This window comes from Streptomyces sp. CNH287, assembly GCF_000424825.1.
Window position 1 is genome coordinate 20,642 of sequence record NZ_AUKQ01000004.1, and the last position, 19,327, is coordinate 39,968.

General features: G+C 73.6%; 14 protein-coding genes and 1 riboswitch. Of the genes, 8 read left to right on the top strand and 6 right to left on the bottom strand.

The genetic code is table 11. The features are described 5' to 3' along the window. The first annotated feature begins 272 nt into the window (after positions 1–272). The 5 genes from H299_RS0102990 (at position 273) to H299_RS0103010 (ending at position 7,194) form a co-directional block, all read left to right on the top strand. A complete protein-coding gene (locus H299_RS0102990) occupies positions 273–1,178 on the top strand; it encodes an FAD binding domain-containing protein (RefSeq protein ID WP_027747190.1) in 906 nt (301 codons plus the stop codon). Next, entirely contained in the window at positions 1,169–1,747 is a 579-nt protein-coding gene (locus tag H299_RS0102995; protein ID WP_027747191.1) for a (2Fe-2S)-binding protein, read from the top strand. Before H299_RS0102990 ends, H299_RS0102995 begins: the two co-directional genes overlap by 10 nt. Positions 1,748–1,751: 4 nt before the next feature. Continuing rightward, positions 1,752–4,148 carry a xanthine dehydrogenase subunit D gene (gene pucD, locus H299_RS0103000; protein WP_027747192.1) on the top strand — a complete coding sequence of 799 codons (2,397 nt, stop codon included), beginning with the start codon at positions 1,752–1,754 and terminating at the stop codon, positions 4,146–4,148. A gap of 329 nt (positions 4,149–4,477) precedes the next feature. Beyond that, on the top strand, positions 4,478–5,959 hold the full coding sequence (locus H299_RS0103005; protein WP_027747193.1) for an NCS2 family permease: 1,482 nt from the start codon (positions 4,478–4,480) through the stop codon (positions 5,957–5,959). Positions 5,960–6,021: 62 nt separating this feature from the next. Beyond that, entirely contained in the window at positions 6,022–7,194 is a 1,173-nt protein-coding gene (locus H299_RS0103010) for an XdhC/CoxI family protein (protein WP_027747194.1), read from the top strand. A gap of 40 nt (positions 7,195–7,234) precedes the next feature. Here the strand turns inward: H299_RS0103010 and H299_RS0103015 are convergent, their stop codons facing one another. The 5 genes from H299_RS0103015 to H299_RS0103035 all read right to left on the bottom strand — a co-directional run bounded on the left by H299_RS0103015 (position 7,235) and on the right by H299_RS0103035 (position 13,371). Then, a complete protein-coding gene (locus tag H299_RS0103015) occupies positions 7,235–7,936 on the bottom strand; it encodes a hypothetical protein (protein WP_027747195.1) in 702 nt (233 codons plus the stop codon). Positions 7,937–7,940: 4 nt separating this feature from the next. Further along, complete coding sequence (locus H299_RS0103020) at positions 7,941–10,226, bottom strand: hypothetical protein (RefSeq protein ID WP_027747196.1); 2,286 nt, start codon at positions 10,224–10,226, stop codon at positions 7,941–7,943. Further along, on the bottom strand, positions 10,223–10,690 hold the full coding sequence (locus H299_RS31900) for a hypothetical protein (protein ID WP_051262084.1): 468 nt from the start codon (positions 10,688–10,690) through the stop codon (positions 10,223–10,225). The genes H299_RS0103020 and H299_RS31900 overlap by 4 nt, the downstream gene beginning before the upstream one ends. A 267-nt stretch (positions 10,691–10,957) precedes the next feature. Continuing rightward, a complete protein-coding gene (locus H299_RS0103030; RefSeq protein ID WP_027747197.1) occupies positions 10,958–11,716 on the bottom strand; it encodes a LysM peptidoglycan-binding domain-containing protein in 759 nt (252 codons plus the stop codon). A gap of 2 nt (positions 11,717–11,718) precedes the next feature. Further along, a riboswitch (cyclic di-AMP (ydaO/yuaA leader) is annotated at positions 11,719–11,901 on the bottom strand. 381 nt (positions 11,902–12,282) lie between these two features. Next, positions 12,283–13,371 carry an endonuclease/exonuclease/phosphatase family protein gene (locus H299_RS0103035; protein ID WP_486587129.1) on the bottom strand — a complete coding sequence of 363 codons (1,089 nt, stop codon included), beginning with the start codon at positions 13,369–13,371 and terminating at the stop codon, positions 12,283–12,285. Positions 13,372–13,604: 233 nt separating this feature from the next. On the opposite strand from H299_RS0103035, the gene H299_RS0103040 reads away from it, so the two are divergent. Both H299_RS0103040 and H299_RS0103045 read left to right on the top strand, forming a co-directional pair. After that, entirely contained in the window at positions 13,605–14,768 is a 1,164-nt protein-coding gene (locus tag H299_RS0103040; protein ID WP_051262085.1) for a winged helix DNA-binding domain-containing protein, read from the top strand. A 79-nt stretch (positions 14,769–14,847) separates the two neighbouring features. Then, a complete protein-coding gene (locus tag H299_RS0103045) occupies positions 14,848–16,533 on the top strand; it encodes an AMP-binding protein (RefSeq protein WP_027747200.1) in 1,686 nt (561 codons plus the stop codon). Positions 16,534–16,592: 59 nt separating this feature from the next. Here the strand turns inward: H299_RS0103045 and H299_RS0103050 are convergent, their stop codons facing one another. Then, positions 16,593–17,501 carry a hypothetical protein gene (locus H299_RS0103050; RefSeq protein ID WP_027747201.1) on the bottom strand — a complete coding sequence of 303 codons (909 nt, stop codon included), beginning with the start codon at positions 17,499–17,501 and terminating at the stop codon, positions 16,593–16,595. Between the two features lie 244 nt (positions 17,502–17,745). Here H299_RS0103050 and H299_RS0103055 point away from each other — a divergent pair, with 244 nt between their 5' ends. Continuing rightward, positions 17,746–19,326, top strand: coding sequence for an alkaline phosphatase D family protein (locus tag H299_RS0103055; protein ID WP_027747202.1), 1,581 nt, complete (start codon positions 17,746–17,748; stop codon positions 19,324–19,326). Position 19,327 lies beyond the last annotated feature (1 nt).

Below are 19,327 nucleotides of genomic sequence, written 5' to 3' on the forward strand. Positions count from 1 at the left end.
AAGCCTGCCGGGCGCCGGCCGCCGCTTGTCGCGCCGCGTGCCCGGTGGCCGTATGTGACGGTGCGCATCCCCTGCGTCGACGAGGTTGCGGCTTTCGTTCGAATCTACAAGACCCGGCCCCGGGGCAGCCAGCCGGTTCATGGTTTCCGTGACTGCACCCGATGGCGGGCGCGTCGGTCTACTTGCCCCACAGCTCGCCAACGGAACATGAACCGCTCCGGCCCGCACGCCGCCCCGGAGCCCGACCCCGAGCGACCCGAGAAGAGAATCGCATGGAGTTCCTGCGCCCCGCCGACTGGGGGGAAGCGCTTGCCGCCAAGGCCGCGCACCCCTCGGCCGTGCCCATCGCGGGCGGCACCGACGTCATGGTCGAGATCAACTTCGACCACCGCCGGCCCGAGTACCTGCTCGACCTCAGCCGCGTCACCGCACTGCACGAGTGGGAGACGGGAGAGACGGCCGTACGGCTCGGCGCCGCCGTCCCCTACACCCGCATCATCGAGAACCTCCGCACCGAACTGCCCGCCCTCGCCCTGGCCGCCCGCACCGTGGGCTCGCCGCAGCTGCGCAACCGGGGCAGCGTCGGCGGCAACCTCGGCGCCGCCTCGCCCTCCGGGGACTCGCACCCCGCGCTGCTGGCGGCGGGCTCGGAGGTGGAGGCCGAGTCGGTACGCGGCAGCCGCCGCATCCCGGTCGAGGAGTTCTTCACCGGCGTCAAGCGCAACGCGCTCGCCGAGGACGAGCTGATCCGCGCCGTGCACATCAAGAAGGCGACCGGGCCGCAGCAGTTCTCCAAGGTCGGCACCCGCAACGCGATGGTCATCGCCGTCTGCGCCTTCGGCATCGCGCTCCACCCGGACACCCGTACGGTCCGCACGGGCATCGGCTCCTGCGCGCCCACCCCGATCCGGGCCACCACCGCCGAGGACTTCCTGAACGCCGCGCTCGCGGACGCCGGGCTCTGGGACAGCGGCGCCGTCCTCCCGCCCTCGGTCGCCGCGCGGTTCGCGGAGCTGGCCTCGGACGCGTGCAGCCCCATCGACGACGTGCGCGGCAGCGCCCGCTACCGCCGCCACGCCGTGCGCGTGCTGGCCCGCCGCACCCTGGGCTGGACCTGGCAGAGCTACCGCGCCGGACACCCCGGACACGTCACGGAAGGAGACTCGGCGTGCGCGTGACATTCCAGGTCAACGGGAGGCCCTACGAGGCCGACGACGTGTGGGAGGGCGAGTCGCTCCTGTACGTACTGCGCGAGCGCATGGGCCTGCCCGGTTCCAAGAACGCCTGCGAGCAGGGCGAGTGCGGCTCCTGCACGGTCCGCCTGGACGGCGACCCGGTGTGCGCCTGCCTGGTGGCGGCCGGCCAGGCCGAGGGCCGCGAGGTCGTCACCGTCGAGGGGCTCGCCGCCCTCGCCAAGGAGCGCGAGACCGGCGACGGCGCCCGCGGCGGCGTCCCGGTGGACGAGGCCCGGCGCTGGGAGGCGCGCCCGGACGGCGAGGGCCAGAGCCCCGAACTGGCGCCCGTGCAGCAGGCGTTCATCGACGCGGGCGCCGTGCAGTGCGGCTTCTGCACCCCCGGCCTGCTGGTCGCCGCCGACGAACTGGTCGAGCGCAACCCGCAGCCCTCGGACGCCGACATCCGCGAGGCGCTCTCGGGCAACCTCTGCCGCTGCACCGGCTACGAGAAGATCCTCGACGCCGTCCGCCTCACCGCCGCCCGCGCCGGTGACACCGCAACGGAGGCCTGACGCCATGGGAGTCACCCGCACACCCAGCAGCCTCAGCCAGGGCACCGGCACCCCCGGCGGCATCGGCGAGTCCACGCTGCGCCCCGACGGCACCCTCAAGGTGACCGGCGAGTTCGCGTACGCCTCGGACATGTGGCACGAGGACATGCTCTGGGGCTGCACGCTCCGCAGCCCGCACGCCCACGCCGAGATCGTCTCCCTGGACACCTCCGAGGCGCTCGCCCAGCCCGGTGTCCACGCGGTCCTCACCTACGAGGACCTGCCCGCCGAGGTGAAGTACTACGGCCTGGAGTTGCGCGACACCCCCGTGCTGGCACACGGCCGGGTGCGCCACCACGGCGAGCCGGTGGCCGTCGTCGCCGCCGACCACCCCGAGACCGCGCGCCGGGCCGCTGCGAAGATCCGTGTGGAGTACGCGGAACTCCCGCTGGTGCGCGACGAGGCGAGCGCCACCGCCCCCGGCGCACCGGTGCTCCACCCCGACCGCGCCGACGACCACGCCCGGCACGTGCCGCACCCCAACATCGTGCACCGCCAGCCGGTCCTGCGCGGCGACGCCGACGCCGCCCGGGCGCGGGCCGACGTGGTCGTCTCGGGCGAGTACGAGGTCGGCATGCAGGACCAGGCGTTCCTGGGCCCGGAGTCCGGCCTCGCCGTACCGGCCGAGGACGGCGGAGTCGACCTCTACGTCGCCACCCAGTGGCTGCACACCGACCTGCGCCAGATCGCCCCCGTCCTGGGCCTGCCCGAGGACAAGGTGCGCCTGACCCTCTCCGGCGTCGGCGGGGCCTTCGGCGGCCGGGAGGACCTCTCCATGCAGATCCACGCCGGTCTGCTGGCGCTGCGCACCGGCAGGCCCATCAAGATCGTCTACAACCGCTTCGAGTCCTTCTTCGGGCACGTGCACCGGCACCCGGCCAAGCTCTGGTACGAGCACGGCGCCACCCGCGACGGCCGGATCACCCACATGAAGTGCCGCATCGTCCTGGACGGCGGCGCCTACGCCTCCACCTCGCCGGCCGTCGTCGGCAACGCCGCCTCGCTGGCGGCCGGTCCGTACGCCATCGACGACGTGGACATCGAGGCCCTCGCCCTCTACACCAACAACCCGCCCTGCGGCGCCATGCGCGGCTTCGGCGCGGTCCAGGCGTGCTTCGCCTACGAGAGCCAGCTGGACCGGCTCGCGGCCGAACTGGACATGGACCCGGTCGAGTTGAGGCAGCGCAACGCCATGTCGCAGGGCACCGTGATGCCCACCGGCCAGCAGGTGGACTCCCCGGCCCCCGTCGCCGAGATCCTGCGCCGGGTCAAGGCCCTGCCGATGCCGCCCGAGCGGCAGTGGGAGTCCGCGGAGCCGGGCTCGGCGGGCACCGTCATCGACGTGCGGGCGCTGCCCGGCGCGCTGTCCAACACCACCCACGGCGAGGGCGTCGTACGGGGCGTGGGCTACGCGGTCGGCATCAAGAACGTCGGCTTCTCCGAGGGCTTCGACGACTACTCCACCGCCCGGGTGCGCCTCCAGGTCATCGGCGGCGAGCCCGTCGCCACCGTGCACACCGCGATGGCCGAGGTCGGCCAGGGCGGCATCACCGTGCACGCCCAGATCGCCCGCACCGAACTGGGCGTCACCCGGGTGAACATCGAGCCCGCCGACACCAGCGTCGGCTCCGCCGGTTCCACCTCCGCCTCCCGGCAGACGTACGTGACCGGCGGCGCGGTCAAGAACGCCTGCGAGGCCGTACGCGAGCAGGTGCTGGCGATCGGCCGCGCCCGCTTCGCCACCTACCACCCGGCCTGGAACACCGCCGAACTCCTGCTGGAGGGCGGCAAGGTGGTCACCGAGGGCGGCGAGTCGCTGGCCCCGCTGACGGAGGTGCTGGAGGACGAGGTGCTGGAGGCCGACCTCGAATGGCGCCACCGGCCCACCGAGGCGCTCGACCTGAAGACCGGTCAGGGGTTCGCCCACGTCCAGTACTCCTTCGCCGCGCACCGGGCCGTCGTCGAGGTCGACACCGAACTCGGGCTGGTCAAGGTGGTGGAGCTGGCCTGCGCGCAGGACGTCGGCAAGGCGATCAACCCGCAGTCCGTCGTCGGGCAGATCCAGGGCGGCACGACGCAGGGGCTGGGCCTGGCGGTGATGGAGGAGATCGTGGTGGACCCGCAGTGCCGGGTGCGCAACCCGTCCTTCACCGACTACCTGATCCCCACCATCCTGGACACCCCGACCATCCCGGTCGACGTGCTGGAACTGGCCGACGAGCACGCCCCGTACGGCCTGCGGGGCGCCGGGGAGGCGCCCACCCTCTCCGCGACACCCGCGGTCCTGTCCGCCATCCGGCAGGCCACGGGGCTCGCGCTGCACCGGGTGCCGGTGCGGCCCGAGCACCTCACCGGCACGTAGTGCCGCGTCCGGCGAGGTGTGCACCCCGCCGGCTTCGCCGGGACGTGCCCCCTGCGCCGGCCGACCGGCCGGGGCGGGCCGAGGTGCCACCGGCACCCGCACCCGCCGCGCAGACCCCGGGCGGGAAGGCGTGCGAACGCCCTCCCGCCCGGACCGGCCGGGCCCCGGACGGACGCGCACCGCGTCCGCCGGGGACCGGTGCAACCCCGAAGCGGCTCCCGGCGCGGAGCCGTACAACGCCTCGGGCCGTCCCCCGGGTCGTGCGATCCCGAATCCCGCGCACTTCGGTGTCCGCGGGTGCCCCTGTGAACCTTGGGAGAAGGCACACCATGACCCAGCCGACAGCGGGGCCGAAAAGCACGGCGGAGGACGCGGGCTCCGGCTCGCGTCCCCCGGCCGGCCGGTCCTGGCTCGACAGGTACTTCCACATATCCGACAGAGGATCGACCGTCGCACGGGAGGTGCGCGGCGGCGTCACCACCTTCATGGCGATGTGCTACATCCTGCTGCTCAACCCCGTGATCCTCTCCGTCCCCGACGCGGCCGACGCCCGCCTGGACGCGGGCGAGGTCGCCACCGCCACCGCGCTCGCCGCCGCCGTCACCACGCTCGCGATGGGCCTGCTCGGCAACGTGCCGCTCGCGCTCGCTGCCGGACTGAGCGTCTCGGCAGTCCTGGCCTTCCAGGTCGCGCCCGAGATGACCTGGGCGAACGCGATGGGCATGTGCCTGATCTACGGCGCGGTGATCATCCTGCTGGTCGTCACCGGCCTGCGAGAGATGATCATGCGGGCCATCCCGCTGGCCATGAAGCACGCCATCACGATGGGCATCGGCCTGTTCGTCTGCCTCATCGGCCTGGTCCAGGCGGGCTTCGTCACCAGCATGGGCGGCCCCGGCGGGGTGGCCGGCGCGAAGCCGGTCCAGCTCGGCACGCACGACCAGCTCAGCGGCTGGCCGGTGCTCTGCTTCGCCGTCACCGTGCTGCTGATCTTCATGCTCCAGGTGCGCCGGGTGCCGGGCGCCATCCTGGTCGGCATCCTCGGCGGCACGCTGCTGGCCGCCGTCGTGCACCAGGCCACCGGGATGAGCAAGAAGGACTGGGGCGGGCTGAACGCCCCCGAGCTGGGCGGCTCGGTCGTCAGCAACCCCGACTTCGGCCTCTTCGGGGACGTCTCCTTCGACGGCCTGTCCGACGTCGGCGGGATCACCGTGGCGGTCATCGTCTTCACCCTGGTGCTGGCCGGGTTCTTCGACGCGATGGGCACCATCATCGGAGTGGGGCAGCAGGCCGGGCTGGTGGAGCGGGACGGCCGGATGCCCGGCCTGAGCAAGGCGCTCGCCATCGACGGCGCGGGCGGCGTGGTGGGCGGCCTCGCGGGCGCCTCCGGGCAGACCGTCTTCGTGGAGTCGACCGCCGGGGTCGGCGACGGCGCCCGTACGGGACTGGCCAGCGTGGTCACCGGCCTGGGCTTCACCCTCTGCCTGTTCTTCACCCCGCTGGCCCAGGTCATTCCCACCCAGGTGGCGGCGGGCGCGCTGGTCGTCATCGGCGCGATGATGATGAGCAACGCGGCGCACATCGACTGGAACGACCCGGCCGTCTCGATCCCGGTCTTCCTGACCACCGTCCTGATGCCCTTCACCTACTCCATCACCGCCGGAATCGCGGCGGGGGTCATCAGCTACGTCGTCATCAAGGCCGCGCAGGGCCGGTGGCGGGAGCCGGGATGGCTGATGTGGGTGCTGTCCGCGGTCTTCCTCTGCTACTTCTCGCTCGGCCCGATCGAGAGCTGGCTGGGGGTGAAGTAGCCGCCCCGTACGCCGCCCCCCCCGCGGTCCCCCGCGGTCCCCGTCCCAGAAGGAGGCAGCAGATGCTGGACATCGCCGAAGCGCTCGACCGGTGGTGCGCGCAGGGCCGCGACTTCGCCGTCGCCACCGTCGTCGCCGTGAGCGGCAGCGCGCCCCGGCCCCCGGGCGCGGCGCTCGCCGTCGACGCCGAGGGCACCGTGATCGGCAGCGTCTCCGGCGGCTGTGTGGAGGGGGCGGTGTACGACCTGTGCCAGGCGGCGCTGGCGGACGGCCGCACGGTGCTGGAGCGGTTCGGCTACAGCGACGAGGACGCCTTCGCCGTCGGGCTGACCTGCGGCGGCGTCATCGACGTGCTGGTCACCCCGGTACGGTCGGACGCGCCGTGGCGGCCACCGGTCGCCACGGCGCTGTCCGCCGCCGCCTCGGGCGGCGCCGTCGCCCTGGTGCGCGTCACCTCCGGTCCCGCCGAGCTGCTGGGGCGGGCCCTGTACGTGGGCGGCGGGGGAGCGGCGGACCCGGGGGCGCCCGGCTCCGGCGGCACGCTCGGCGGGCATCCGGAGCTGGACCGCACGGCCGCCGCGGAGGCCGCTGCCCTGCTGGACGCGGGCCGCACCGGCACGGTGGAGATCGGCGCGGAGGGCGGGCGGTGCGGGCAGCCGCTGACCCTGCTGGTCGAGTCCAGCGTGCCGCCCCCGCGCATGCTGGTCTTCGGCGCCGTCGACTTCGCGGCGGCCCTGGTCCGCATGGGCGTCTTCCTCGGCTACCGGGTCACCGTCTGCGACGCCCGGCCCGTCTTCGCCACCCCCGCCCGCTTCCCGGAGGCGCACGAGGTCGTCGTCGACTGGCCGCACCGCTACCTCGACACCACCGGCGTGGACGCCCGCACCGTGGTGTGCGTCCTGACCCACGACCCGAAGTTCGACGTGCCGCTGCTGGAGCGCGCGCTGCGGCTGCCGGTGGCCTACGTCGGCGCGATGGGCTCCCGCCGCACCCATCAGGATCGCCTCGCGCGGCTGCGCGAGGCCGGGCTCGGCCCCCGGGAACTGGCCCGCCTGCACTCCCCGATCGGGCTCGACCTGGGCGCCCGTACGCCTGAGGAGACCGCGGTCTCCATCGCCGCCGAGATCGTCGCGCACCGCCGCGGCGGCACCGGCGTGCCGCTGACCGGCGCGCACACCCCTATCCACCACGACACGGGGACCTCGGCCGGGGGGCGGGCGGACTCGGTGGCGTGAGCCCCGGGCACCGGCAGGACCCGGGGCTCGGGCGGCGGGCTCAGGCGCCAGGGCCCTCGGCGGAGGATGAGGCGGGCGAGGGGGCAGGGGAGGGCAGCCGGGCCGGGAGCTTCGCCTCCGCGCCGCACCCCATCGTCTCCGCCATCGCCCGGGACACGGAGTGCAGCAGCGCCATGGCCGCCCTGCCCCGGTCCGCGCCGCTCAGCTCCGCGTGGGCGTCGGTGTGCCGCAGGTCCACGTGCCCCACCAGGGTGGGCGCCGCCTTCCCGGGCAGTCCGGCCCGGCACGGGAAGGCGAGGGTGGCGCCCGCGTCGTTCGCCCGGGCCCGCTCGCCCAGGGGGTAGTCGGTGTCTCCCGGCTCCTTCGCGTCCCAGTCCGCCCGCTCCCCGGAGCGGGCGAACTCGATCTCGAAGAGCGGGTCCTGCGGCGTGCTGCGCGGGCTGTGGACGCGGCACACCCTGGTGCGCGAGGTGATGATCTCCTCGTGCCCGGCGAGCCGGTCCCTGGCCGCCTCGAAGGAGACTTCCTCGGTCTGCTCGAACTCCTCGTCCCGGCTGAGCGTGTCGAGCGCCTTTCGGGCGGCGGAGTCCAGGGAGGAGTGGCACAGCTGCGCCGCGGGAACGCCCCGCTCCTCGTCCTTCCCGCCGCCGGAACAGCCGCCGGCGGCCAGCACCGCACCCAGCGCGAGGACGGGCACCAGCCGCCGCCCCCGGCGCGTTCGCGTGATCGCTCGCCCGGTCATCGGCTCACCCCGGGCCCGGGTAGGGGGTGCGGCCCTCGAAGTCGGACGCTCCCGGCCCGTACCCGAGGTAGGCGTTCTTGATCTCCCGCACCAGGGTGCCGTCCGGGTCCGGGCCGCTGCCGTGGCCCAGCAGGTGCCGCTCGGCCGTACCGCCCAGGTCGCGTTCCCCCATCGAGAAGATGTCCTGGGTGTCCGGCTGCGAGGGCAGGTCCGCGCCGCCGAAGAAGGTCTCGCCGCCGAACTGCTTCCCGAACTCCGCCAGCGCGCTGGTGGCGATCGGGATCGCCACGCCCCAGGGACCGGACTTGCCCGCGATGTTGAGCAGCACGTTCTGGGCCGCCGGGGTGCCGGCGCTGATCCCGACGCGGCGCCAGTCGTCGGTGCGCAGGTAGGCGTCCTGGGCCGCGCCGGAGTCCTGCGCGTACGCCGCCTCGATGTAGCGCGTACGGGAGGCGTCCAGGATGCCGCGCGCCTCGGACTCGGCCAGCAGCGCGCCCTTGCCGGTCACGTAGTTCTCGCCGCCCGCCGACGGCGGGTTCTCCGCGAAGCGGCCCAGGGTGTAGAGGTGCTCCGCCTGGTTCATCAGGCCGTGCGAGGTCTCGTTCTGGCCCAGCACGCTGAGGAAGTCGACGGCCTGCTCGCGCCCGAACTCCGCGTGCCCCTGGTACCCGGGCGGGAAGTAGTCGCCCATCTTCGTCTCGCCGAGCCCGGACAGGTCGCGGTTGAGGTCGTCCACGTACGCGCCGCCCATCGCGCCCAGCGCCTCCGCCATCGCGGGCTGCTCGTGGAGCAGCCGGGGGCCCTCCTCGCCGCCGTAGGTGTAAACGACCTGCTCCATCACGTCCGCGGTCGCGGCCGTACGGCGGTTCTCCCCGTCGGCGATGCCCGGGTCGTCCCAGGCGTAGCCGGTGGTCGCCGCGGTCAGCGCGTGGCCGAGCGCCTGGTGGCCGCCGATCTCCACGGGCTTGCCGTTGTCCCCGGTGTAGAACCAGTCCCGTTCGGTGGTGAGGTAGGCGAAGTTGCCGTTCAGTTCGCCGTCGCTGTCGAGGCGTCCGTCCACCTTCCCGGGCCGGAAGTACTCGGTGGCGACCTCCGGGTTGTGGCCCAACGCCTCCAGCATGCCGACCACCGGGTCGTGGCCGGTGTCGTACTCGTTCTCGCCGTGGTGCAGGTTGAGCACGCCGACGTCCGCGGTGTTCGCCCAGTAGGGGCGGCCCTCGGTGTTGTTCTTCTTGTCCCAGGCGGTGAGCTGGTCGCTGTAGCGGGTGAGGAAGTCCGACTCGTACTTCCCGAAGCGCATCAGGTTGCTCATGAGCTGGTAGCCGTACGGGTTGCTGTTCCCGCCGGTCTCCACCCGCTGGGGGCCCGTGCGGAGCATCTCGTTCTTCCACTCGCGCATCTCCGGGCTGTCGGAGTGCGAGGCGAGGGCCAGCGTGCTGCCGAGGTTCTCCTGGAGGCTCGCGGCGGTCTTCCACCACGTCTTCTCGTCGATCTTCGTGTCGGGGTAGAGGGGGTTGCGCGGGTGGGTGGCGTTGTACCAGAGCCGGAGGGTGTTCCGGGCGCCCGCCTCGGTGGCGAACCGCTCCGCGAACAGCGGGTCCTGGCCGTGCCGGGCCAAGGCGGCGTTCGCCATCTCCAGCTGCTTGGAGGACATCTTGCCCTGCTCGATCCCGGCGAGGTCGACCAGCGTCCTGAGATCCTTCGCGGTCGCCTCGCGGGCCGCGTCGAGGCTGCCGTACGCGTTGCTGTTGAAGCCGCGCTTGGCACCGTTGACGTCGGCCGTCAGCGCCTGCGCCAGCGCGCTGTCCGCGTTCTCGGCCAGCTCGATCGCTTTGCGGGTGCGCTCCCGGTAGGAGGAGAACGTGTCCTGGTAGGCCTTCGTCAGCGCCGCGCGGTGCTTCTCCTGGTCGGCGGGCAGGTCGAGGTAGACCGAGCCGTCGGCCTTGTTGAGGCGCAGGTGCTCGTGGCCGGCCAGCTCCTCCTCGATGGCGTCCAGCGTGCCCTTCGCCCGCGTGAACTGCTCCAGGCCCTCACGCAGCACGGTGAAGACCTGGTGCGACTCCTCCATGGCCGCCACCACCTGGCTGCGTACCTTGCGGAACTTCCCCTCCGCGGCCTGGGCGCTCTCGCCCTCCCAGTTGGAGTCGGCCAGCCCTTTGGCGACGTCGGTGTCGAAATTCGTGCCGACCTGGCTGAACTTGCCCGCCGCCTGGCCCCACTTGGCGACCGCTTCGCGCAGCGGCGTGAGGTTGACGCCCTTGACCTGGGTGTAGGTGAGCTGCCCGCTCATGGCTTCCCCTGGGGCTGCCCGGCGTGGTCCTTCGCGCCGCCCAGCGTCAAAGACCGCTTCTTGTCCTCCGCCGTGAAGTCGGCCGCACCCGAGCGCAGCGCCTTCGCGGTGCCGGTGAACTGCTCCCGCACGAACGACATCTGCTTCTGCCAGCGCTCCTGGAAGGTGGCGATGGCCCGGTCGGTGGCGAAGCCCTTGAGGGTGCCGGTCACCTGCCCGGTCTCCGTCATCACCTCGTCGTCGGCCTTCATGAACTGGCCGCGCACGATCTCCGCCTTGCCCGCCCGCCCGCGCAGCACGGACGCGGTGACGTTGAGCCGCTGCCGGCCGCCCTGGCCGCCGCCCTGCCCGCCCGGATGGCCGGCGCCTCCGGTGGGGCCGCCCAGGTGGTTGAGGCGCATGCTCGTGGACGCCGGCGACTGGTGCGCGGCTGTCAGCTGCGCCCACTCCTCCTCGAACGTCACTCGGTCCTCCTGCTCGATCGTTGCTGGCGCGAATTTCAGCGCGGCAGCCGGAACGTATCGACCCAGGGAGAACAGCAGATGAAGAACAGTGGGGCACTTCCTGAACGCGACGACGGATTCGCGAGGGTGACCGAAGCGGGGCGGAGAGTGACGCCGTCCCGCGTACGCGGCCCCCGCGCGCGCACCGGTCCGCTCCGGCGGCGGGGCCGGGGAGCGGACCGGTGCGGGTGTGCGCCGAGGGCGCGGGTGAACGGCTCAGCAGGCGGCTCAGTAAGGGCCGTTCACGTTGTCGATCGAACCGTAGCGGTCGGCCGCGTAGTTGCAGGCGGCGACGATGTTGGCGACCGGGTCCCGCTGGTCGTTGGCGGTGCCCTCCACGTGGTACGCGGCGAACGTCGGCTGGATCACCTGGAGCAGCCCGATGGACGGGGTGCCGTTCTGGGCGTTGATGTCCGTGTTGTTGATGGCGTTCGGGTCGCCGCCGGACTCGCGCATGATGTTGCGGTGGATGCCGTCGTAGCTGCCCGGGATGCCGTGGGCCTCCATGATCGACAGCGCCTCCTTGATCCAGCCGTCCAGGTTGTCCGCGTACGCCTGGTCGGAGGTCGCTGCCTGGTCGGCCGCGGCGGTCTCGCCGCCCTGCCCGGTGCCGCTCTGGGCGCCGGCGGGGGCGCCGGCCAGGGTCAGCTGCTGGCCGGGGTGGATGACGTCCGGGTTCTCGCCCAGGGCCTCGCGGTTGGCCTCGTAGAGGGCGGACCAGCCGCCCTCCACGTCGTGCGCGGTGGCGATCTTGTAGAGGGTGTCCCCGCCGACGACGGTGTACGAACCCGCCTCGCCGGACTGCTCCGAGGCGGCGGCCGGAGCCGCGGCCGGGGCGGACGCGGCGGCCGGAGCCGCGCTCGCGCTGCCCGCGGTGAGCAGCGGGGCGGCCAGACCGGCGCCACCGATGGTGAGCGCGACGGAAAGCCGGGAAATGTGCCGGGAAGTGAAAGCTGAGCGCGAACGCTTATGGCGGCCACGAGACATGGTGAGTTCCTCTCCGCCGCCTGCGAGGTGAGCTGTCGGATTCGGGCTGGAGATGCCCGGCCGGTCGCCCGTCGCGCCCGAGAGCGCCGGGTGTTCCGGCTTCACCCCAAGCCGGCTGCCGTGAAGCGCAGCGCGGCACTGACCTGGTTCCCCCGCTCCTGCCGTGGGTACTGCTGTGGTTCCCGGCACGGGCGGCAGGATTCGGCGACCCGATCGTGGGGCCCCTGCCATGAGTGCGGAGGCGAGGAAACGTAAACACAGCGATTTGGTGGAGGCAAGGTGCCGGAATGGGTGCGTCCGGAGTAATTCAAGAAATGCTCAACACTGTGCAGTGGATCATTTTCTGAGCGTGAGAGGCGGGCGCCCGCAGTATTTCCAAAAGGGCCGAGGAAAGGGCGACTTGGCGTTTCGGCGGATACCGGGCCGCGTGGTTCCGCCGAGTCGGTGTGACTCCGGACACGGCGCCTGCGGCCGGTTCCTTATATCGGGCTATTCGTGCCGTTCGCGCCCGTTGGTGGCCTTCCGTGCATTCCGGTGATTCCGTGTCCGCCGCGGGACGGGGGCCGTCAGTACATCGTGAGGTCGACCAGCAGGGCCCGGTGATCGGTGCCGGGGAGGTCCAGGAACTGGGCGTCGGCCGCCTCGAAGTGCTTGCTGAGCAGCACGTGGTCGATCTGCGCGCCCAGCGGCGGCGCGGTGGCCGTGGGCCAGGTGGGGGTGCGCGACTGGCCCTGGAGGCGGGCCGCGTCCCGCAGCCCGGTGTCCAGCAGGGCGCGGAAGGCGGCGTGGTCCTGGGTGGCGTTGAAGTCCCCGGCCAGGACCCGGGGACTGTCGGCGCGCGCGGCGGCCCAGCCGCGCAGCCGCCCCAGTTCGCGTTTCCAGGTGCCCAGCGAGCTGGGCTCCGGCGGCATCGGATGGGCCACCTGCACCCGGACGCGGGCCCCGGCGATGTCGACGACCGCGCCGGGCATGGACAGCTGCCCGTGCACCGGCGGCGCCGTCCGCAGCGGGAAGGTGCTCAGCAGCGCGGAGCCGCCCGCGCCGCTGTCCTCGGCGATGACCCGGTGCGGGTACGCCTCGCGCAGCTCCGGCGTACGCAGCGCCGCGGCACACCGGGTGTCGCACTCCTGGACGGACACCAGCTGCGGTCGCTCCCGGCGGACCGTGCGCAGCAGCGCCTCGGTGGCCTGCCCGTACTGGAGGTTGGCCGTCAGCACCCGGAAGCGGGCCGTCGGCGGATGCTCCCGGGGCAGCGGCGCGTCGTCCCCGTACGGCTGGATGTACCACCCGGTCGCCGCCAGCGCCAGCACCGACCAGACGGTCACCAGCCAGCGCCGCCCCAGCACGGCCAGGGCCAGCGCCAGCCAGCCCGGCGCCAGGAACCAGGGCAGGAAGGCCAGCAGTTGGGGGATGGGCGTGGGGCCGTCGGCGTCCGCGCCGCGGAAGGCCAGCGGCACGCTGACGGGCACCAGCAGCAGCGCCGCGCACCACCCCAGCACCCGCCGCCGCCGCGCGCGCCGGGCGCCCGGGGCCCGTGCGGCGGGCGCCGGGCGGGCCCGGTCGGCGCCGCCGTCCGGCGCGTCCGGCTCCTCGCCCGCGGTGCGCCGGATCTCCGGCGGAACCTCGCCCCGGTACTGCTCTTCCCCCGTATGCACACCCTGATGGTGCCTCATCGGGAGCCGTGCGGCGATCACCGGGCGCCCTCCGGGCCGCATGTCGGGGGCGGCAGGGCTGATTCCGGCAGTTGCGGACGGGACGCGTCCGCGAAGGACGCTCCTGCCACGCCTGGCGGGCTCGCACCTCCGCCTGGGACACGAAGCCCCAGGACGCCACTCCCCGGCCCACCAGGAGTTACGGGACGGCCCTGAGCTTCAGTAACGTCGTCGTCATGACGACCGCACCTGTGCTCACCACCCGCGCGCTCAACCGGGCCACTCTCGACCGCCAGCTGCTGCTGCGTCGCGCACCCCTGACCGCGGAGCGGGCGGTGGAGCACCTCGTCGGGCTCCAGACCCAGGTGCCGGCCAACCACTACACCTCGCTGTGGACGCGGGTCGCCGGGTTCGACGCGGAGGACTTCTCCCGCCGGTACGAGCAGCGCGAGTTCGTACGGCTGAGCATGATGCGCGCCACCGTGCACACCGTCACCGCGCGGGACGCCCTCGCCCTGCGCCCGCTCTTCCAGGTGACCCACGAGCGCGGCTTCCGCTCCAACTTCGCCAAGCGGCTGACCGGCATCGACCTGGAGAGCGTCACCGCGCGCTCGCGTGAACTGCTGGAGGAGCAGCCGCTGTCCGCCAGCGAGCTGGGCAAGCTGCTGGTCGAGGAGTACCCGGAGGGTGAGGTGCAGGCCCTGGGCATGGTCGCCCGGCACCTGCTGCCGCTCGTCCAGGTGCCGCCGCGCGGCCTGTGGCAGCGCGGCGGGCTGGCCCGGCACACCACCGCCGAGCACTGGCTCGGCGAGCGGCTCGCCGACACCGGCGGCGCGGAGGAGTCGGCCGCCGCGTTGGAGCGCCTCGTGCTGCGCTACCTCGGCGCCTTCGGCCCGGCCTCCGTCAAGGACGTGCAGATCTGGAGCGGGCTGACCCGGCTGCGCGAGGTGCTCGAGCGGCTGCGCGGGGAACTGGCCGTCTTCCGGGACGAGCAGGGCACCGAGCTGTTCGACCTGCCCGACGCGCCCCGGCCGGACCCGGAAACCCCCGCGCCCGCCCGCTTCCTGGCCGAGTTCGACAACGTCTTCATCGGCTACAAGGACCGCAGCCGGGTGGTGAGCGAGGCCGCCCTGCGGCACTTCTGGAAGGGCTTCGAGGCGCTGCCCGTCTTCCTCTCCGACGGCTTCATCCGGGGCACCTGGCGGTTGGACGCCGACCAGAAGCGCACCCGCGCCACGCTGGTCGTCCGGCCGTTCGGCGGGCTTCCCGGCGCCCGGCGCGCCGAGCTGGAGCGCGAGGGCGGCCACCTGCTCGCCTTCCACACCCCGGGCGCGGTGCACGACGTGCGCTGGGAGCAGTGGGACAGCGACGACCCGGACGCGGACACGGCCGCGGACTGAGCGGCCGGAGACTGGCGCAGCGGGCGGTCGGGGTCCGATGATGGACCGCGCCCGCAGACCGTGCCACCTGGGAGTACCCATGACCTCGCCCGGCCCCACCGACTCCTTCCGCGCCGCCAGGGACACGCTGCTGCACCACCGCGAGGACTACGAGAGCGCCCGCACGCGCTTCGCGTGGCCACGGCCCGCGCACTTCAACTGGGCGCTCGACTGGTTCGACCGGATCGCCGAGGGCAACGACCGCACCGCGCTGCACATCGTCGAGGAGGACGGCGCCGAGCAGCGGATCTCCTTCGCGCGGATGCGGGAGCGCTCCGACCGGGTGGCGAACTGGCTGCGCGCGAGCGCCGGGGTACGGGCGGGCGACCGCGTCGTGGTGATGCTCGGGAACCAGGCCGAACTGTGGGAGACCCTGCTCGCGGCCATGAAGCTGCGGGCCGTCGTCATCCCGGCCACGCCGCTGCTGGGCCCGGCCGACCTCGCCGACCGCATCGGGCGCGGCGGCGCCCGCCACGTGCTGGTGCGGGCCGAGGACACCGGGAAGTTCGCCGAGGTGCCCGGCGACTACACGCGGATCGCCGTCGGCGGCGCGCCGCGGGGCTGGCTCGCGTACGAGGAGAGCGCCGCCGCGCCCGCGGCGTACGAGCCCGAGGGGCCGACCCGGGCCGAGGAGACCCTGCTGCTCTACTTCACCTCCGGCACCACCGCGCAGCCCAAGCTGGTGGAGCACACGCACCTGTCCTACCCCGTCGGCCACCTGGCCACGATGTACTGGATCGGGCTGCGGCCGGGCGACGTGCACCTCAACATCTCCTCGCCGGGCTGGGCCAAGCACGCCTGGTCCAACTTCTTCGCCCCGTGGAACGCCGAGGCGACGATCTTCATCCACCACTACACCCGCTTCGACGCCGCCCGGCTGATGACCGAGATGGACCGGTGCGGGGTCACCAGCTTCTGCGCGCCGCCCACCGTGTGGCGCATGCTCATCCAGGCCGACCTCGGCCAGCTCCGGCACCCGCCCCGCGAGGTCGTCGCCGCCGGGGAGCCGCTGAACCCGGAGGTCATCCAGCACGTCCAGCGCCACTGGGGGGTGACCATCCGGGACGGCTTCGGGCAGACCGAGACGGCCGTCCAGGTCGCCAACACCCCCGGCCAGCTCCTCAAGCCGGGCTCCATGGGCCGCCCGACCCCGGGGTACGAGGTGGTGCTGCTCGACCCGGTCACCGGCGAACCGGGCGACGAGGGCGAGATCTGTCTCGATCTGAACGGCCCCCACGGACGCCCCGTCGGCCTCATGACGGGCTACGAGGGCGATGCGGAGCGTACGGCTGAGGCGATGGCGGGCGGCTATTACCGCACCGGCGACATCGGCGCCCGGGACGCGGACGGCTACCTCACCTACGTCGGCCGCAGCGACGACGTCTTCAAGGCGTCCGACTACAAGATCTCCCCGTTCGAGCTGGAGAGCGCCCTGCTGGAGCACGAGGCGGTGGCGGAGGCCGCGGTGGTGCCCTCCCCGGACGCCCTGCGGCTGGCGGTGCCCAAGGCGTACGTCGTGCTGGCGGAGGGCTGGGAGGCGGGGGAGGCGACCGCCGAGGCGCTCTTCGCGCACTCGCGCGCGGTGCTCGCCCCGTACAAGCGGGTGCGCGTGCTGGAGTTCGCGGAGCTGCCCAAGACGGTCTCCGGGAAGATCCGGCGGGTGGAACTGCGCGCGCACGCGGCGCGCGGGCCGCAGGCGGGCGGCGGCACCGAGTACCGGGAGTGAGCGGACGCCGCGTGACCGGGCGCCGGGCCGCGGCACGGGGCGGGTGCGCCCGGCGCCGCTCAGGCGATGGTGCGCAGCAGCTCGTCGGCCTGGTCGTTGACGGGCTGCGGGGTGCCGGTGAGGTCCAGGACGAACAGCGGCAGCGCCAGCTCGTCGGCGCGGGCCCGCGCGTCGTGCGAATACCCGGCCAGCGAGAAGCACACCGCCGTCGCCGACTCGTTGAGGCCGTTGAGCCACAGCGTCTCGATGTCGCGCAGCGTGGTGGGGGTGGTCGAGGGGTCGACGTGGGCCACCACCTCCGGGCCCCGCAGGTCCACCCCGGAGGCGGGCCGGTTGCCCGCGATCCGCACCTCGGCGAAGCCCAGCCAGCGCAGGTACTGCGCGGCGGCGGTCTTGGCGTCCTGCGCGGTGCGGATGGTGACGGGGCGGAAGGCGGGACGCCGGGCGGGAGGACCGGCGGGGCGGGCGCGCGGCGGCCGGGCGGGGGCGCGCTCGCGGGCGGCGCGGGGCCCCTCCGGGCCGGGCACGGACCCCGGCTCCGGTGCCGAGCCGCCGCCCTGGCCGCCACCGTCCGTTGCGCGGCCGGGGACGCTGCGGGGGGCGGCGGGCCGCGCCGCACCGCCGGCGCCGCCACCGCCCGAGCCGGGCGGCTGAGGCGGCAGGGACGACTGCGGCCGGTGCGCGGCGCCGCCGGTGACCGGCGGGCCGGGTGAGGCGACCGGCACGCGCACGATCGTCCCGCACGGGCAGCCGAACTCCGGCTGCGGCCACTCGTCCAACTGCCCGCAGCCCGCGCACCGCACGGGCACCCACGACCCCGCCCACGTACGGTGCTCCACCCGCACCGGCACCCCGCCGCTCAGCAGCGGCAGGTCGACAGGCGCGCCGCAGGAGCACGGATAGCTCGGCGGTGCGTAGGTGTGCTCGCGGCGGCAGGTGGGACAGCGCACGGAGACGCTCTCGGCCATCTCTTGGGCTCCAGCGGGGGTTTCGTCGTGACGAGCGGGATTGTCACATCGTCCCCGATGGGGGCGGATTTACGAAGCGGAACGCAGAACCGGACGGAATCGGCGCCCGCCCGCCGCCGCGTACGGCGGACCCGAGCGGCCCGAGCGTCCCCTTGTCGTCCCGCGCGGCTTCACCCGCGCGCCGCGCACCGGCCACCCCGCCCGATGAAGATCTGCACGTCCCCACAACGTCCGGGAGATCCAGATGACTTCACCACCCCCTGCCCGATCCGGTCCGGGCCGGTCCGGCCCAGACCGGCGCTCCTTCCTCCAGGCGGCCGGCGTCGGCGCCGGCGCGCTGCTGGCCGGCGCGGGACTGGCCGGGCGGGCGGAGGCGGCCGGCGGTGCACCACGGCTGCGCGACGAGCCGTTCCGCCTCGGCGTGGCCAGCGGTGAGCCGACCCCGGACGGCTGCGTGCTGTGGACCCGGCTGGCACCGGAGCCGCTGGCCGCCGACGGGCACGGCGGAATGCCCCGCGCGGGCTACGACGTGCGGTGGCAGATCGCCGATGACGAGAGATTCAGCCGCGTCGTGCGCTCCGGCACCGCGACGGCCCTGCCCGAACTCGGGCACTCCGTCCACCCCTACGTGCGCGGTCTGCGGCCGGGGCGGCAGTACTTCTACCGGTTCCGCGTCCAGGGCCGCACCAGCCCCGTCGGCCGGTTCCGCACCGCCCCCGGAACCCGCTCCTCGGGCGGGTTCACCTTCGCCACCGCCTCCTGCCAGGCGTGGTACCACGGTTACTTCTCCGCCTACCGCGACCTGGTCGCCAAGGACCCCGATGTCGTCTTCTTCCTCGGCGACTACCTCTACGAGTACGGCATCACCCCCGGCAACATGTGGCGCGACGCCCCGCTGCCCGGGGACCGGCACGCGCGGGAGACCAGCACGCTGGCCGACCACCGGGTGCGCTACTCCCTCTTCAAGACGGACCCCGACCTCCAGGCGGCGCACGCGGCAGCGCCCTGGATTCTCACCCCGGACGACCACGAGGTGCAGAACGACTACGGCGACGGGACCTCGTACTACGGCCTGAGCGAGGAGGACTTCCTGCTCCGGCGGGCCGTGGCCTACCGCGCGTACTACGAGAACTGCCCGCTGCCCCCGCTCGCCCTCGCCCACGGCCCCGACGCGCGGCTGCACCGCAGGCTGCGCTACGGCGGCCTCGCCACCCTCCACGTGCTCGACGCACGCCAGTACCGGGACCCCAAGCCCGCGGACGCGGACGAACAGCACGCGCCCGGCCGCACGATGCTCGGCACCCGGCAGGAGCGGTGGCTCTACGGCGGCCTGCGCGCGGCCGACACCCGCTGGAACCTGCTGCTCCAGCAGGTCGGCCTGGTCAAGGTGACGGAGAACCGCGTCGACCAGTGGGACGGCTATCCGGCGGCGCGGCAGCGCCTGCTCGACGTGCTCGGCGAGCGGGGCGTGGCACCCTCCGTCGTCTTCACCGGCGACTGCCACCGCTCCATAGCCGGCGATCTGCTCGCGGACTTCGCCGACCCCGCGTCGGCCGTGGTGGGCAGCGAGTTCCTCGGTACCTCGATCTCCTCCGACGGTGACGGCGCGCCGACCGACAACTTCACCAAGGACTGGATGCAGCACCCCTGGATGAAGTTCTACGACGGCCGCCGCGGCTACGTCCTGGGCCGTGCCGACGCGGACGCGGTCACCGCCGAGTACCGGGCCGTCCCCTACGTACGCGCCGACAACCAGGCGGAAGGCTTCTCGCTCGCCCGCTTCCGGGTCGAGCACGGGCGCCCCGGCATACAGAAGGTGAGCTGAC